Consider the following 14,505-nt stretch of genomic DNA (forward strand, 5'->3'; position numbering starts at 1 on the left):
CTACCAGACGTAACCGAAATACAGCTCGGTGCCGGCGGCGCCGCTGCAGCGGTAGACGTCGGCGTCGCCGGTGCGGACGGCGGCCGTGCCGGCCGCGACGCAGTCGGCGTTGCTGGCCTGGCTGCCCTGGAACTTCCAGGTGTAGATGCCGGCCTGGGCCGGTGCCGCGGCGATCGCGGTGACCGCGGCGGCGACGGCGCCGACGACGGCGAGCCGGGCGGTGATGGTGCGTCCGGACATGGTGGAGCCTCCCCGTAGATATTGATCAACGTCGGTCTCGACGCTAGCCAGGGGGCGGCTCCCCGGTCAAGTCCTTCGATGCGGCGACGCGCGACCGGCGCAGCTCGTACCCGATGATGGCGACCGCGTAGAAGACGACGTCCGCGGCCAGCTTGCCCACGACCACCCCCGTGGTGGTGGTGCCCAGCGCGCGCGTCGCGAGGTACATCGCGCCCGGCCGGACCAGCAGCGTGTCGAGCAGCTCGGCCGGGCCGAACTCCAGCACCATGTCGCGGACCACCGCGGCGGGCCGGCCCCCGGCGCGGACGTCCCGGGCGAAGATCATCGCGTAGAAGCCGACCGTCTCGCCCACGGTGCCGGCGATCGCGGCGGCCGCCGGCTCGTCGAGCGGGGCGGTCGCGAGCAGCGCGCCGGTGATCCCGGCGGCCTCGGCCGGGGCGTACCGGGACAGCCACGCTCGAACACCCATCGCACTCCCACCAGCGGTCCACACAGGACCGCCGTGGCCCGGGGTGGTCAACGACGGTGTCGACGCCGGGTGGTGTGCGGTAACCCGTCAGTGGCGCAGGTCGCGGCGGGAGCTGATGCCCAGCTTGGCGAAGATCTTGCGGAGGTGCCATTCGACGGTACGCGGGCTCAGGAACAGCCGTTCGCCGATCTCCGGGTTGGACAGCCCCTCCCGGGCCAGCCGGGCGATCTGGGCCTCCTGCGCGGTGAGCCGGCCGGTGGGCACCGGCGCCCGGCGCTGCGTGGTCTCACCGATCTCCTTCAACGCGCGCGCGGCCCGCTCCGCGAAGGCGTCCATCCCCCGCTGGCCGAACTCGTCGTGGGCGAGGCGGAGCTGCGTGCGGGCGTCGGCGCCGCGGCCCGTGCGGCCGAGCCACTCCCCGTAGACCAGCCGGGACCGCGCCAGCTCACCGGTCAGCCGGGTCTGCGCCAGCCGCTCCATCGCCTCCCGGTAGTGCGTCTCCGCCTCCGGGCCCGGCGTGGTCAGCGCCCGGCTGCGCGCGGCCAGGCCCCGTGCCCACGGGGTGCCGGCGGCGTCGGTGGCCACGGTCAGCCGGCGCAGCGCCGCCTCCGCGCGGTCCGGCTGGCCGGCCAGGACCGCCGCCTCGACCAGCTCGACCAGGATGCCCCAGGGCGGGAACCCGAGCACCGCGACCTCCTGGTCGCCGGCCTCGGCCGCCGCGATCGCCTCCTCGTGCTCGCCGCGGCTGTTGTGCACGATCGCCAGCGCCCACGCCGGTGCTACCAGGCCGGCGCCCTCGCCACGGCTGCGCGCCTCGGTGGCGGTGCCGTCCGCGAGCACCGCCGCGTCGCTCGCGACGCCGCGCCACGCGGCCAGCAGGAGGTCGCCGAGCGGCAGGAACGGCCGGACGGTGGTGGCCTCGGTGGCCGCCCGCAACTCCCCACGCAGGGCGGCCGCCGCCGTGAGGTCGCCGGCCAGCACGTGGGCGGACATCCGGGCGTTGAGCGCGGCCGGCAGGCTGGCCAGCGCGCCGGTGTCCCGGGCCAGCAGCACGAACCGGTCGGACAGCACCACCCAGGAGTCGTAGTCCCAGACGTGGGTCGAGGCGGTGCAGGCCAGCCAGAGCCAGCGCACGGCCTCCGGACCGGCGGTGCCCGGATCGCGGAACGCCTGCACCGCCTGGCGCAGCAGGGGCACGCCGGCCGCGTACCCGTCGGTGAACCGCACGGCGAGGCCGTCCAGCAGGAGGTCCTCGGCCCGCGCCGGCAGCGGGGCGATCGGACCCGCCCGCGCCGCCCGGGCCGCCTCGGTGAGCTGGTCGCCCACCAGCCCGGCGGCGAACATCGCGGCCGAGATCGCCTCGAGGTACGTGGTCCGCGCCAGCTCAGGGGCGAACGGCTCGAGCTCGGCGGCGGCCGCGCGCAGCAACGGTGACGCGGTCGCGTCGCGGTTGACGGCGAACACCGCGCGCGCCCGGATCAGGTGCGCCCCGGCCCGCCGCGCGTCGTCGAGCCGGTCGGCCTCGGCCACCGCGACCAGGCCGAGGGCGTCGTCCGTCGCGCCGGCCTCCAGGCTGCGCTTGGCCGCGGCCAGCGTCCGGCGGGTCCGGCGGGCCGGGTCGCCGGTCAGCTCGGCCGAGCGGCGCAGGAAGCTGGCCGCGGCGGCGAGCCCACCACAGGCCAGAGCCAGGCCGGCGGAGTGCTCCAACCGCTCGGCGATGTCGTCGTCGGGACCGTCCACGGCCTGCCCGGCGTGCCAGGCGTGGCGGGCCGTGTCGGCCTCCGGGTCGGTGGCCGCCGCCAGCGCGGCGTGTGCCCGGCGGCGCTCGTCGGCCGGCGCGGCCTGGTAGATCGCCGAGCGGACCAGCGGGTGGCGGAAGCGGACCTGGGAGCCGACCTCGATCAGGCCGGCGGCCGCCGCCGGCGCCAACGCGCTGGCGGGAATGCCGAGGCGCTGCGCGGCTCGCCAGAGCAGCACGGGGTTGCCGGTCGGGTCGGCGGCCGCGACCAGCACGAGCAGCCGGGTCGACTCGCCGAGCGTGGCCAACTGGTTGCGGTAGTGGTGCTCCATCCGCGCGGGCAGGGGTGCCTCTCCGTAGTTGCCCGGCGCCGGCCGCAGCTCCAGCAGGGCCAGCGGGTTGCCGCGGGCCTCGGCGACGATCCGGTCCCGGACGGGGTCGTCCAGCGGGCCGGGCAGGACGGCGCGCAGCAGCACCCGGGCATCGTCCTCGGCCAGGCCCGTGAGGTCGAGCACCGGCAGCCCGGCCAGCTCCGCCGGCCCCGGCGGGCGGGTGGCGAACACGATGGCGACCGACTCGGCCCGCAACCGGCGGGCGGCGAACGCGAGCGCCTGGAGCGAGGCGTGGTCCACCCAGAGGGCGTCGTCGACGACGCAGACCAGCGGCCGCTCCATCGCCACCTCGGCGAGCAGGCTCAGCACGGCGAGGCCAACGCGGAAGCGGTCCGGCGGCGGGCCGGCGCGCATCCCGAGCGCGGTCGACAGGGCGTCGCGCTGTGGCTCGGGCAGGTCGTCCACGCGGTCCACGAACGGCGCGCAGACCTGGTGCAGGAGCGCGAAGGCGAGCTCCATCTCCGATTGGATGCCGGCGGCGTGCACCATCCGGCAGCCGGTCGCCCGCCCGGTCAGGTAGTCGAGCAGAGCGGACTTGCCGATGCCCGGGTCACCGTGGACCACCAGCGCCCGGCTCTCACCCGCGCGGACCGCTTCCACCAAACGGTCGAAAACGGCCCGTTCGGGGCGCCTCCCTAGCAACATGCCGGCTCCCCCTCTGGCCACGTTAGGCGGCTGGACTCGGGCGCGTGGCCGGACGGAGTTTTCGCACTGTCAGTGCAGCATTGACACCTGTCATCCGGCGTGCCTACCGTCGGCTTCCCTGCCCCCCTTTTCGGAGGAGCGCGTCGATGCGCCGTACCCTCCTGTTCCGCGTCCTGGCCTGCACGGTGGCGGCCGCCACCGCCGTGACCGCCATCCCGACGACCGCGGCGGCCGGTGGCACCCCCGGCAACCAACCCCTGCCCGGCTACACGATCGTCAACCCGCCGCTGACCCCGGCCACTGTGGACGGTCGCACGACCACGGTGCGCCAGGGCACGCACCGGCACGCCGCGTACATCATCGAGGTGCCCGCCAGGTGGAACGGCGACCTGGTGATGTGGGCGCACGGCTACCGCGGTCAGGGCACCGTGCTGACCGTCGATCCACCCGCCTACGGCCTGCGCCAGCGGCTGCTCGACCAGGGCTACGCCTGGGCGGCGTCGTCGTACTCCGGCAACGGCTTCGACATCCGTGCCGGCGTGGTCAGCACCAAGGAGCTCACCGACCACTTCGGCAAGGTCGTCCGCCGGCCGCACCGGACGTACATCGCCGGTGTCTCGATGGGCGGCTACGTCATCGGCCGGTCGCTGGAGGAATATCCAAAGCTGTACGACGGCGGGCTGCCGATGTGCGGCGTCATGGGTGACCAACGGCTGATCGACTACTTCCTCGACTACCAGCTCACGTCCGAGGCGCTCAGCGGCATCACCAGCTACCCGGCCGGCGCCGACTACCTGACCACCGTCGTGCCGGCGGTGCAGCAGAAGCTCGGCATCGCGGCGATCACGCCGGTCGCACCGGAACCGGCCAACGCGCTGGGCCAGCAGTTCCGCGACATCACCGTCAACCAGAGCGGCGGCCAGCGGCCGGGCGCGGTGGCGGCGTTCGCGTACTGGAAGAACTTCCTGTTCTCGCTCAGCGCACCCGCGGCCTCGTCGGACACGCCCGCGCAGGACCCCGGGCTGATCTCGACCAACCTGTTCACCCGCTACACGCCGAACTCGCCGGTCGACGTCAACCGGTCGGTTCGGCGGGTCGCGCCCGAGGAGCCGCGCCAGCGGCTGTCGAGCCGGCTCACCCAGGTGCCGAAGATCGAGGGCCGGCCGCGCGTCCCCGTGCTGTCCCTGCACGGGCTCGGCGACCTGTTCGTGCCGTTCGGCAACGAGCTCCAGTACAAGGCCGACGTCGACCGCAACCACCGCGGCCGGCTGGTGGTCCAGCGGGCGATCCGGAGCACCGAGCACTGCGAGTTCAGCCCGACCGAGGTCGGCACCGCCTGGGACGACCTCGTCAACTGGGTGCGCCACGACCGCAAGCCGGCCGGCGACCGCCTGGACCCGAAGTCCGTGGCGGCCCCCGACTACGGCTGCCGGTTCAGCGACCGCGCGGCGTACGCCACCGGCACGCGGCGGCTCTACGCCGTCTGCGTTTGAAGGAAGGGACCCTTATTAACGCATAGCGTTAATAAGGGTCCCTTCCTTTCGCGGTCACCGGGAGGGGTAGCGGGGAAGGCTCCGCTGCCCCTCGCGGCGGCGGCTGACCAGCGACACGCCGCCGGCGGCCAGGGCGACCTGCAGGGCCAGCTCGATCCAGTCGATGCCGTCCGTGTCGGCCACGCCGAACACCGAGGCGATGCCGGTGCCGACGAGGGCCGCGGCGATGCCGATCAGCAGCATCAGCCAGATCGGGATGCGCTGGCGGCCCGGCAGCGCGAGCCGGCCCAGCGCGCCGATGACGAGTCCGATGACGATCGCGCTGATGACGCCGTCGATCTGCACAGCGTGCTCCTTATGGGTCCGGCCGCGTACGTGCCTTCCATTGTCCGTACCCCCGCAAGGCGCTACTTCCGCCCGGCCGGCTCCTCGGCGTCGGCGACGCCGTCGATCGCGCCGGCTGCCGTGGAGATCGACCGCTCGGTGTCCGCCAGGTCGAGGCTGGTGCGCAGGGTGACCGGGCGCAGCAGCAGCGCCGCGATCACGCCCACCACGGCGATGGCGGCCGAGATCAGGAAGATGTGCCCGGTGGCGTCCCCGTACGCGGCCCGCACGATGTGCTGCACCGCGTCCGGCAGCGCGTTGAGGTTGAGCGCGCTGGTGCCGGACGACGAGCCGCCGGCCGGGACGCCCGCCGCGGCCAGGTCGTGGGTGATCTGGCCGGTCACCCGGTGGGCCAGCACCGCACCCAGGACGGAGACGCCGATCGTGCCGCCCAGCGAGCGGAAGAACGCCACGGACGCGCTCGCGGCGCCGATGTCCCGCAGGTGCACGGTGTTCTGCACGGCGAGGACCAGGTTCTGCATGGTCATGCCGACGCCGATGCCGACCAGCAGCATGCCCGCGCCGACGAAGACCAGCGAGGTCGCGTGGTCGATGGTGCCGAGCATCGCGAAGCCGGCGACCAGGACGACCGCGCCGGTCACGATGTACGGCTTGAGCTTGCCGGACTTGGAGATCATCCGTCCGGCGATGATCGAGGACAGCAGCACGCCGGCCATCATCGGGATGGTCAGCAGGCCCGCCTCGGTCGGCGAGTAGCCGCGGCCGATCTGGAAGTACTGGCCGAGGAAGACGGCGCCACCGAACATCGCCATGCCGACCGCGAGGCTGCCGAGGATCGACAGGGCGGTGGTCCGCTGCTTGACGATGGTGAGCGGCACGACCGGCTCCGCCGCCCGGGACTCGACCAGCACGGCCAGCGCGAGCAGCACCACCGACGCACCGACCAGCGCGAAGGTCTGCCAGGACAGCCAGGCGAACGTGCCGTCGACGAAGGAGATCCAGATCAGCAGCACGCTGACTCCGGCGGCGATCAGCGCGGCGCCCAGGTAGTCGATCTTCACGTTGTCGCGGCGGATCGTCGGCAGGCGCAGGGTGGCCTGGAGCAGCACCAGCGCGATGATCGCGATCGGCACGCCGACGAAGAAGCACCAGCGCCAGCCGAGCCACGAGGTGTCGACGATGAGACCGCCGAGCAGCGGGCCGCCGACCGTCGCGACGGCCATCACGCCGCCGAGGTAGCCGTTGTAGCGGCCGCGCTCGCGGGGCGGGATCATCGCCGCGATCGCGACCTGGACGAGCGCCTGGAGGCCGCCGACGCCGATGCCCTGGAACGCGCGGGCGGCGATGAGCTGGCCGGCGCTCTGGCTGATGCCCGCGATCGCCGAGCCGACCACGAAGATCACGATCGAGATCTGGATGAGCTGCTTCTTGTTGAACAGGTCGGCGAGCTTGCCCCAGATCGGAGTGGTCGCCGTCGCGGTCAGCAGGGTGGCCGTGACCACCCAGGTGTACTGGGTCTGCGACCCGTTGAGCTCGCCGATGATGCGGGGCAGGGCGGTCGAGACGACCGTGCTGCTGACCAGGGCGACGAACAGCACGAGGAGCAGCCCGCTGAGGGCCTCCAGGGTCTGCCGATGGTTCATGGTCCCCGGCTCGCTGACGGGCCCGGCGGTGGTCGTGGTGGTGCTCATGGCAGGGGGATCCCTCCGAGACTGGTCGATCTCCCTCAGCATCCTCCGAATCTTGCGCGTTGGGCAAGTTTTCCCACTGAGAAACGAGTCACGTCGATCGCGTCACGCCGCGATGAGGTGCTCCGGATCGATGCCCCGGTCGACCAGCCAGCCACCGAGCTCGTACAGGTCGCGCGGGTGCCGCAGCGGGGCGTTGCCGACCCGTCCGCCGGTGCGACGGAAGACGCTGACCCGGTCCGCGTCCCGCACCTCGATCCGCCACTGCAGCCCGAGCCGGTCACGCGGCGTGTTCCACACCTGCACCTCACCGACGCTAGGCCGGCTTACCCGACAAAGAAGGCAAATCAGCCGGGGTACGAGATCGATAAGCTACCCGCGTGCATGACGACCGGACCGTTGTCGAGGATCGGCTGACCCGCCTGCTGACAGACCGGCTCCGGCCCGCGGTGCACCGCGTGGTCGCCGGCCTGGACGTGGCCGCTTGGCACGTGCCGGGCGAGCCGGTGCCACCCGCCGTCGCGCTCGCCGACGGCGACTTCCAGCCGTTCCCGGTCGGCGGCGCCTGGGGGCCGCCGTGGGGCACGACCTGGTTCCGGCTGACCGGCACCGTGCCCGACCTGCCCGCCGGCACCCGCGTCGAGCTCGTGGTCGACCTCGGCTGGAACGCTTCCTCCCCCGGCTTCCAGGCCGAGGGCCTCGTCTACCGGCCGGACGGCTCTGTCCACAAGGGAATCCATCCGCGCAACGACTGGGTGCCGGTCACCGGGTCCACCGTCGACCTCTACGTCGAGGCGGCCAGCAACCCGACCATGCTGGAGGGGTTCCGGCCCACCCCGCTCGGCGACCTGGCGACCGCCGGCGACGCGCCGCTCTACCGGCTCGCCCGCGCCGACGTCACGGTCCGCGACGAGCGGCTGGCCGAGCTGGTCCACGACTTCGAGGTGCTGGCCGAGCTGCGGGCCCAGCTTCCGGCCGGCGAGCCGCGCGGGCACGAGATCCTGCGGGCGCTCTCCCGCGCGATGGACGCGCTCGACCCGGCCGACCTGTCCGGGACCGCGCAGGCCGCCCGGGCCGCGCTGGCCGGCGTGCTCGCGCGGCCCGCGCACGCCAGCGCGCACCGGATCACCGCCGTCGGGCACGCCCACATCGACTCGGCGTGGCTCTGGCCCCTGCGGGAGACCGTGCGCAAGGTCGCGCGCACCGCCTCGAACGTCGTCGACCTCCTCGACACCCATCCGGACCTCGTCTACGCGATGTCCTCCGCGCAGCAGTTCGCGTGGCTGGAGGAGCACCGGCCGGAGGTGTTCGCGCGGGTCGCCGCGCACGTCCACGCGGGACGCTTCGTGCCGGTCGGCGGGATGTGGGTCGAGTCGGACACCAACCTGCCCGGGTCCGAGGCGATGGCGCGCCAGTTCGTACACGGGAAGCGGTATTTCCTCGAGAAGTTCGGCATCGAGACCCGGGAGGCGTGGCTGCCCGACTCGTTCGGCTACTCGGCCGCGCTGCCGCAGATCGTCGCGCTGAGCGGGACGCGCTGGTTCCTGACCCAGAAGATCTCCTGGAACCAGACCAACCGCTTCCCGCACCACACGTTCTGGTGGGAGGGCATCGACGGCACCCGGGTGTTCACGCACTTCCCGCCGGCCGACACGTACAACGGCGAGCTGACCGGCGCGGAGCTCGCCCACGCGGTCCGCAACTTCCGCGACAAGGGCGACGCCACCCGGTCGCTGCTGCCCTTCGGCTACGGCGACGGCGGTGGCGGGCCGACCCGCGAGATGCTCGCCCGCGCCCGGCGGCTGGCCGACCTGGAGGGCTCGCCGCGCGTCGCGCTCGAGGCGCCGGCCACGTTCTTCGCCGCCGCCGAACAGGAGTACGGGTCGACCGCGCCGGTCTGGGTCGGCGAGCTCTACCTGGAGCTGCACCGGGCCACGTACACCTCGCAGGCGGCGACCAAGCAGGGCAACCGGCGGGCCGAGCACCTGCTGCGCGAGGCGGAGCTGTGGTGCACGACGGCGTCCGTGCGGCTCGGCGTGCCCTATCCGCACGAGGAGCTGGACCGGCTCTGGAAGACCGTGCTGCTGCACCAGTTCCACGACATCCTGCCGGGCTCGTCGATCGCCTGGGTGCACCGCGAGGCCCGCGCGACCTATGCGGCGGTCGCGGTCGAGCTGTCGACGTTGATCTCCACCGCGCTCGCGCGACTGGCCGGGACCGGCGGACGGCACGAGGTGTCGTTCAACGCCTCCCCGTTCGCCCGCGACGGTGTGCCCGCGCTGGGTGCCGCTCCCCCGCCTCCGGTCTCGGGCGTCGTGCGGGTCTCCGACCGCTTCCAGCTCGACAACGGCCTGTTGCGGGTCGAGGTCGACGCGCGCGGGCTGGTCGTGTCGGTGCTCGACCTGGTGGCCGGGCGCGAGGTGCTGGCCGGGCCGGGCAACTTGCTCCAGCTCCACCGCGACGAGCCGAACCGCTGGGATGCCTGGGACGTCGACCCGTTCTACCGCTCACTCGTGTCCGATGTGGATGGCGTCACGGAACTGTCGGTGGCCGGGGATACAGTGCGGGTCTCGCGGGCGTTCGGGGCGTCCACGGTGCTCCAGGAGATCACCCTCGCCGCCGGTGCGCGGCGGGTCGACTTCAGGGTGGAGCTGGACTGGCACGAGCAGGAGAAGTTCCTCAAGGTGGCGTTCCCGGTCGACGTGCACACGGACCGGGCGCAGTTCGAGACGCAGTACGGGCACCTGACGCGGGCCACGCACGAGAACACGTCGTGGGACGCGGCCCGCTTCGAGGTGTGCGCGCACCGGTGGGTGCGGGTCGCCGAGCCGGGCTACGGCGTGGCGGTGGCCAACGACTCCACCTACGGGCACGACATCCGGCGGGTTCCGCGTCCCGGCGGTGGCACGGCCAGCGTGGTGCGGCTGTCGCTGCTGCGGGCGCCGCGGTTCCCGGACCCGGCGACGGACCAGGGACGGCACGTCTTCCAGTACGCGCTGGTGCCCGGCGCTTCCGTCGCTGACGCCGTGCGGGCGGGCTACGAGCTCAACCTGCCGGTGCGTACGGTCCTCGGTGCCCCCGTGGCTCCGCTGGTGCACGTGGTCTCGTCGCCGCCGGAGGCGGTGGTGGTCGAGGCGGTCAAGCTGGCCGACGACCGGTCCGGCGACGTGGTGCTGCGGGTCTACGAGGCGCTCGGCGGCCGGGCCACCGCGACCATCGCACCGGACTTCCCCGTCGTCGGTGCGGTGGAGACCGACCTGCTGGAGCGCGAGCTGGAACGGGACGCCCTCGGCGAGGGTCTGACGCTTCGGCTGCGCCCGTTCCAGATCGCGACCATCAGGCTGCGCCTGGCCTAGTTGAGCTTTGCCAGGTCTTCGGCGATCGTCTCGGCGATCGGGGTGGTCGGGCGGCCGATCAGGGTGGCGAGGTCGCCCGGCGTGCCCGCCAGCGCGCCCTTGTTGATGGCGTCGTCGACCTCGACGAGGATGTCGACGAAGCCCTCGGGCAGGCCGACCCCCAGCAGGATCGCCGTGAGCTCCGCCGGCGTGACGGTGGCGTGGGCGACCGGCTTGCCGCTCTGCCGGCTGACCTCGGCCGCGAACTCGCCGAACGTCCAGGCGGTGTCGCCGCTGAGCTCGTACGCCCGGTTGAGGTGGCCCTCCCCGGTGAGCACGGCCGCGGCCGCCGCGGCGAAGTCCCGGCGCGGCGCGGTGGCGATGCGGCTGTCCGGGTCGACGGCGTTGGCCACCGCGCCACGGGCGATCGCGCCGGCGACGTCGCCCGTGTACATCTCGGAGTACCAGTTGTTGCGCAGGAACGTGTGCGGCAGCCCGCTCGCGCGGATCAGCTCTTCAGTGCCGCGGTGGTCGGCGGCGAGGGCGAACCACGCGTCCGGCCCACCGAAGACGCCGGTGTAGGCGAGCTGGGCCACGCCGGCCGCCGCCGCGGCGTCGATCACCGCCCGGTGCTGCGGCACGCGTCGGCCGGGCTCGCTGCCGGAGATCAGCAGGACCCGGTCACCGGCCGCGAACGCACCCTTGAAGGTCTCTGGCTGGTCGTAATCGGCGACGTGCAGCCGTACGCCGAGGTCGGCGCCCTTCTCCGCACTGCGCACGACGGCCGTGATCTCCTCGGCCGGAACACCGCGGGCCAGCAGGTCCGCGATGACGAGGCGGCCGAGCTGCCCGTTGGCGCCGGTGATGACGATGCTCATGGTGGTGTTCGTCCCTTGTTGTCTGTTCGGTTGGGCCTCCGGTAACGCTACGTGCGGTACCAGCCCTTTCGTAAGTACCCACCTTGAAGTAAGGTACTGATGTGGCCGTAAGCGAAGTCCAGGTGCCCAACGTCTACCGTGTCGACTGCCCGTCCCGGGCGGTGCTCGAACATGTCACCAGCCGCTGGGGCGTGCTCGTGCTGGCCGAGCTGCGCTCGGGTTCACATCGGTTCAGCGAGCTGCGCCGGGCCGTGGGCGGGGTGAGCGAGAAGATGCTCGCCCAGACCCTGCAGACCCTCGAGCGCGACGGTTTCGTCGACCGCGACGCCAAGCCGGTCATCCCGCCACGGGTCGACTACTCCCTGACCCCGCTGGGCCGCGAGGTGGCCGACCAGGTCTGGACCCTCACCCGCTGGGTCGAGGCCAAGCTGGACGACGTCTTCGTGGCCCGGGAGGCGTACGACAGCCGCCGTTAGGCCCTAGGGAACGACCACCACGGGCCAGTGGGCCAGGCGGACCAGGCGGGTGGCGATCGAGCCGACGAACCGGTGGCCGGCCTGCGCGGACGCGCCGACGAAGACGAAGTCGGCCTTGATCGAGTCGGCGACGGCGGCGAGCTCGGAGAACGCGTCGCCGCGTCGGGTGACCAGGGTGATCGGCACTCCGTATTCCTCGGCCGCCCGGTGCGCCTCGGCCCGCAGCTCGGCGGCGACCTCCTCGAACGCCTCCTGCTGCGCGTAGCCGACCTGCGGCGCGAGCGAGGCCAGCAGCCCCGGCGCCGCGACGAAGACCATGGTCAGTCCGCAGCCCTGGCGCCGGGCGACCCCGAACGCCGACGCGGCCGCGCGCAGGGAGGTCTCGGTGCCGTCGACACCGACCATCACCACGCGCGGGCCGTCGGTGCCGCGTTCGAACTTCATCGCGCGTACGGCCGGACCGTAGTGTTCCTCGTCCGGGTGCCGCGCCACCGAGGTACCCATCCCGCTTCGATCCTTTCGGGGCCTGGTCCCATCCTTGCCGCCCCGTGCCGCCGCCGCCAGGGGCGGCAATTCTCGCTCGCGAGCGTCGTTCGCGTTCAGCTTGCCATCAGATTTCTCGATGCGCAAAGTTGCACATTGAGCAATACTCATCAACGCGCGATATCGTGCAAGGCGTGGAGACAGCGACGGCGGAGGCCCAGACCCTTCGCGAACGCAAGAAGGCGGCGACCGCCGACGCACTCCATCGCGCCGCGATGGAGTTGGCAATCGAGCGGGGCCTGACCGAGGTCACGGTGGAAGCGATCGTGGACGCGGCCGAGGTGTCCCGCCGCACGTTCTCGAACTACTTCGCCAACAAGGAGGACGCCCTCCTGCACGGCGAACGCGAACGCCTGAACCGCTTCCTGCTCGCCCTGCACAACCGCCCCACGTCGGAGCCGGCCTGGCAGGCGATCCGGCTGAGCACCCGCGCCCTGTTCGACGCGGAAGGCGAGCCCGACCCGGAATGGGTCGCCCAGAGCCGCCTGGTCCGCCGCCACCCGTCGCTGACCGGCCAGCAGTTGGCCCGGCACGCCGCGTTCGAGGAGGACGTGGCCGCGGACCTGGCCCGCCGGGTCGGCGACCCGCTCCGGGCCCGGCTGATGGCGGCGGCGTTCACGGCCAGCCTCCGCGTCGGCACGGACATCTGGCTGGAACGCCGCGGCGAAGGCTCACTGAGCGACCAGATCGACCAGATGCTCGCGACCATGGGCGAACGCTTCGACTGATTCCGCCATGGACTCCACGCGGAAGGTCGTCGTCGTCACCGGTGCCTCGGGAGGCATCGGCGCGGGAGTGGTCGCCGGCTACCGCGGGCTCGGCTATGCCGTCACCGCGACCGGGCGCTCCATCGAGCCGTCGGCCGATCCCGAAGTGCTCGCCATGCCGGGCGACGTGGCGGAGTTCGGCACGGGAGCACGGATCGTGGACGCGACCATGGCGCGCTTCGGGCGGGTCGACACCTTCGTCAACTGCGCCGGGCTCTTCGTCTCCAAGCCGTTCACGGAGTACACCGACGCCGACTACGAGACGGTCGTCGGGGTGAACCTGCGGGGTTTCTTCGACATTGCCCGCAGTGCGATCACGGCGATGCTCTCCCGCGACGGCGGCGGGCACGTGGTGAACATTTCCACCACCCTGGTCGACAACGCCGACGCCAACGTGGCCGCGGGCCTCACCGCCCTCACCAAAGGCGGGCTGAACGCCGTCACCAGGTCACTGGCGATCGAGTACGCCACCCGCGGCATCCGGGTCAACACCGTCGCCCTCGGCGTCATCCGCTCTCCGATGCACCCCGACGACCCGGGCGGCACGCAAGCGGCGCGCCACCCGGTCAACCGGATGGGCGAGGTCGACGACGTGGTGCGGGCGATCCTCTACCTGGAGCAGTCGCCCTTCGTCACCGGCGAGATCTCCCATGTCGACGGTGGACAGAGCGCCGGGCATCGTTAGAGGAGTTGCAACATTCGGTCGCCCAGAACCGCGGCGGAATGCGGGTTCTGGCCGGTGACGAGGTTGCCATCCTCCACCATGTACGGTTCCCACTTCGGGCCGCGACTGTACTTGACGTGGACCTTTTCCTTCAGGTCCGTCTCCAGCAGCCAGGTCGCCCGCGATGCCAGGCCGACCTCGTCTTCTTCCTCATTCGTGAAGCCCGTGACGTTCTTGCCCTTGAAGGGCGATTCGCCGTGGATTCTCGTCGCCAGCATCGAGGCCGGTGCGTGGCACACGATGAACAGCGGGTCGCCCGAGAGCAGTTGCTGCGTGAGCAGCCGGCCGGCGTCGGCGTCGAAGGCCAGGTCCGCCATGGGGCCGTGGCCACCGGGAAGGTAGACAGCGTCGTAGTCCTCCAGGCGCACATCCGAGAGCTGGAGCGGTCGGCGCATCACCTCGGCGTCGCGGATGATCTCCTCCAATTCCAGGGCGCCCTTCTCGCCGCCCGCCATGGATGGCCGCAAGCTCATCATGTCGACGTTCGGCGTGGTCCCACCGGGAGTGGCGACCACGACGTCATGGCCGGCATCCGTGAGCATCTTGTACGGGTTCGCGAACTCCTCGGCCCAATAGCCGGTCGCATACCTCGTGCCGTCCTTGAGCACCCAATACGTTGCTCCGCTCACGATGAAAAGTACCTTCGCCATTACCTTCGTCCTCCTCGTACCCATATGGAAAATGGGATCTGAATCGGTCAATCACGCGACCGTGCCCACGCTACGCAGCGACCCAACGTGGGTCAGGGGTTCTTATGAACCGGGCCTGAATT

14 protein-coding genes are annotated in these 14,505 nt (G+C 72.2%); 5 read left to right on the forward strand and 9 right to left on the reverse strand.

What is annotated here, in order from left to right; genetic code table 11:
- The 3 genes from BLV39_RS44340 to BLV39_RS26345 form a co-directional block, all read right to left on the reverse strand.
- Entirely contained in the window at positions 1 to 240 is a 240-nt protein-coding gene (locus BLV39_RS44340; RefSeq protein WP_090798667.1) for a hypothetical protein, read from the reverse strand.
- A gap of 43 nt (positions 241 to 283) precedes the next feature.
- Positions 284 to 709 (reverse strand): hypothetical protein, encoded by a 426-nt coding sequence (locus BLV39_RS44345; RefSeq protein WP_090798669.1) that lies wholly within the window; start codon positions 707 to 709, stop codon positions 284 to 286.
- An 87-nt stretch (positions 710 to 796) separates the two neighbouring features.
- Positions 797 to 3,484, reverse strand: coding sequence for a helix-turn-helix transcriptional regulator (locus BLV39_RS26345; RefSeq protein WP_090798671.1), 2,688 nt, complete (start codon positions 3,482 to 3,484; stop codon positions 797 to 799).
- A 146-nt stretch (positions 3,485 to 3,630) separates the two neighbouring features.
- Between BLV39_RS26345 and BLV39_RS26350 the strand changes: the two genes are divergently transcribed.
- Positions 3,631 to 4,977, forward strand: a complete 1,347-nt coding sequence (locus BLV39_RS26350; RefSeq protein ID WP_090798673.1) for an alpha/beta hydrolase family protein — start codon at positions 3,631 to 3,633, stop codon at positions 4,975 to 4,977.
- Positions 4,978 to 5,031: 54 nt separating this feature from the next.
- Here BLV39_RS26350 and BLV39_RS26355 read toward each other — a convergent pair whose 3' ends face one another.
- From BLV39_RS26355 to BLV39_RS26365, 3 genes are all read right to left on the reverse strand, one after another.
- The gene (locus tag BLV39_RS26355) at positions 5,032 to 5,322 is read right to left on the reverse strand and encodes a GlsB/YeaQ/YmgE family stress response membrane protein (protein WP_090798675.1); all 291 of its coding nucleotides are present in this window, start codon (positions 5,320 to 5,322) and stop codon (positions 5,032 to 5,034) included.
- A 62-nt stretch (positions 5,323 to 5,384) separates the two neighbouring features.
- Positions 5,385 to 7,013, reverse strand: coding sequence for an MDR family MFS transporter (locus tag BLV39_RS26360; RefSeq protein ID WP_090798677.1), 1,629 nt, complete (start codon positions 7,011 to 7,013; stop codon positions 5,385 to 5,387).
- A gap of 102 nt (positions 7,014 to 7,115) precedes the next feature.
- Positions 7,116 to 7,316, reverse strand: coding sequence for a hypothetical protein (locus BLV39_RS26365; protein WP_143049891.1), 201 nt, complete (start codon positions 7,314 to 7,316; stop codon positions 7,116 to 7,118).
- A gap of 74 nt (positions 7,317 to 7,390) precedes the next feature.
- Between BLV39_RS26365 and BLV39_RS26370 the strand changes: the two genes are divergently transcribed.
- Positions 7,391 to 10,366, forward strand: coding sequence for an alpha-mannosidase (locus BLV39_RS26370; RefSeq protein WP_090798681.1), 2,976 nt, complete (start codon positions 7,391 to 7,393; stop codon positions 10,364 to 10,366).
- On the opposite strand, the gene BLV39_RS26375 is transcribed toward BLV39_RS26370, so the two are convergent.
- Positions 10,363 to 11,223 (reverse strand): NAD(P)H-binding protein, encoded by an 861-nt coding sequence (locus tag BLV39_RS26375; protein ID WP_090798682.1) that lies wholly within the window; start codon positions 11,221 to 11,223, stop codon positions 10,363 to 10,365. The genes BLV39_RS26370 and BLV39_RS26375 overlap by 4 nt on opposite strands.
- A gap of 101 nt (positions 11,224 to 11,324) precedes the next feature.
- On the opposite strand from BLV39_RS26375, the gene BLV39_RS26380 reads away from it, so the two are divergent.
- On the forward strand, positions 11,325 to 11,699 hold the full coding sequence (locus BLV39_RS26380; RefSeq protein WP_090798684.1) for a winged helix-turn-helix transcriptional regulator: 375 nt from the start codon (positions 11,325 to 11,327) through the stop codon (positions 11,697 to 11,699).
- A 3-nt stretch (positions 11,700 to 11,702) separates the two neighbouring features.
- Here BLV39_RS26380 and BLV39_RS26385 read toward each other — a convergent pair whose 3' ends face one another.
- Complete coding sequence (locus tag BLV39_RS26385; RefSeq protein ID WP_090798685.1) at positions 11,703 to 12,203, reverse strand: universal stress protein; 501 nt, start codon at positions 12,201 to 12,203, stop codon at positions 11,703 to 11,705.
- A gap of 173 nt (positions 12,204 to 12,376) precedes the next feature.
- Here BLV39_RS26385 and BLV39_RS26390 point away from each other — a divergent pair, with 173 nt between their 5' ends.
- Positions 12,377 to 12,970 (forward strand): TetR/AcrR family transcriptional regulator, encoded by a 594-nt coding sequence (locus BLV39_RS26390; protein WP_239083467.1) that lies wholly within the window; start codon positions 12,377 to 12,379, stop codon positions 12,968 to 12,970.
- A 7-nt stretch (positions 12,971 to 12,977) separates the two neighbouring features.
- Positions 12,978 to 13,694 carry an SDR family NAD(P)-dependent oxidoreductase gene (locus tag BLV39_RS26395; protein WP_090798687.1) on the forward strand — a complete coding sequence of 239 codons (717 nt, stop codon included), beginning with the start codon at positions 12,978 to 12,980 and terminating at the stop codon, positions 13,692 to 13,694.
- On the opposite strand, the gene BLV39_RS26400 is transcribed toward BLV39_RS26395, so the two are convergent.
- Complete coding sequence (locus BLV39_RS26400) at positions 13,691 to 14,383, reverse strand: type 1 glutamine amidotransferase domain-containing protein (protein WP_090798688.1); 693 nt, start codon at positions 14,381 to 14,383, stop codon at positions 13,691 to 13,693. The two genes, BLV39_RS26395 and BLV39_RS26400, sit on opposite strands and share 4 nt — an antisense overlap.
- Positions 14,384 to 14,505 lie beyond the last annotated feature (122 nt).

The sequence above is a fragment of the Asanoa ishikariensis genome (assembly GCF_900107455.1).
Lineage (GTDB): Bacteria > Actinomycetota > Actinomycetes > Mycobacteriales > Micromonosporaceae > Asanoa > Asanoa ishikariensis.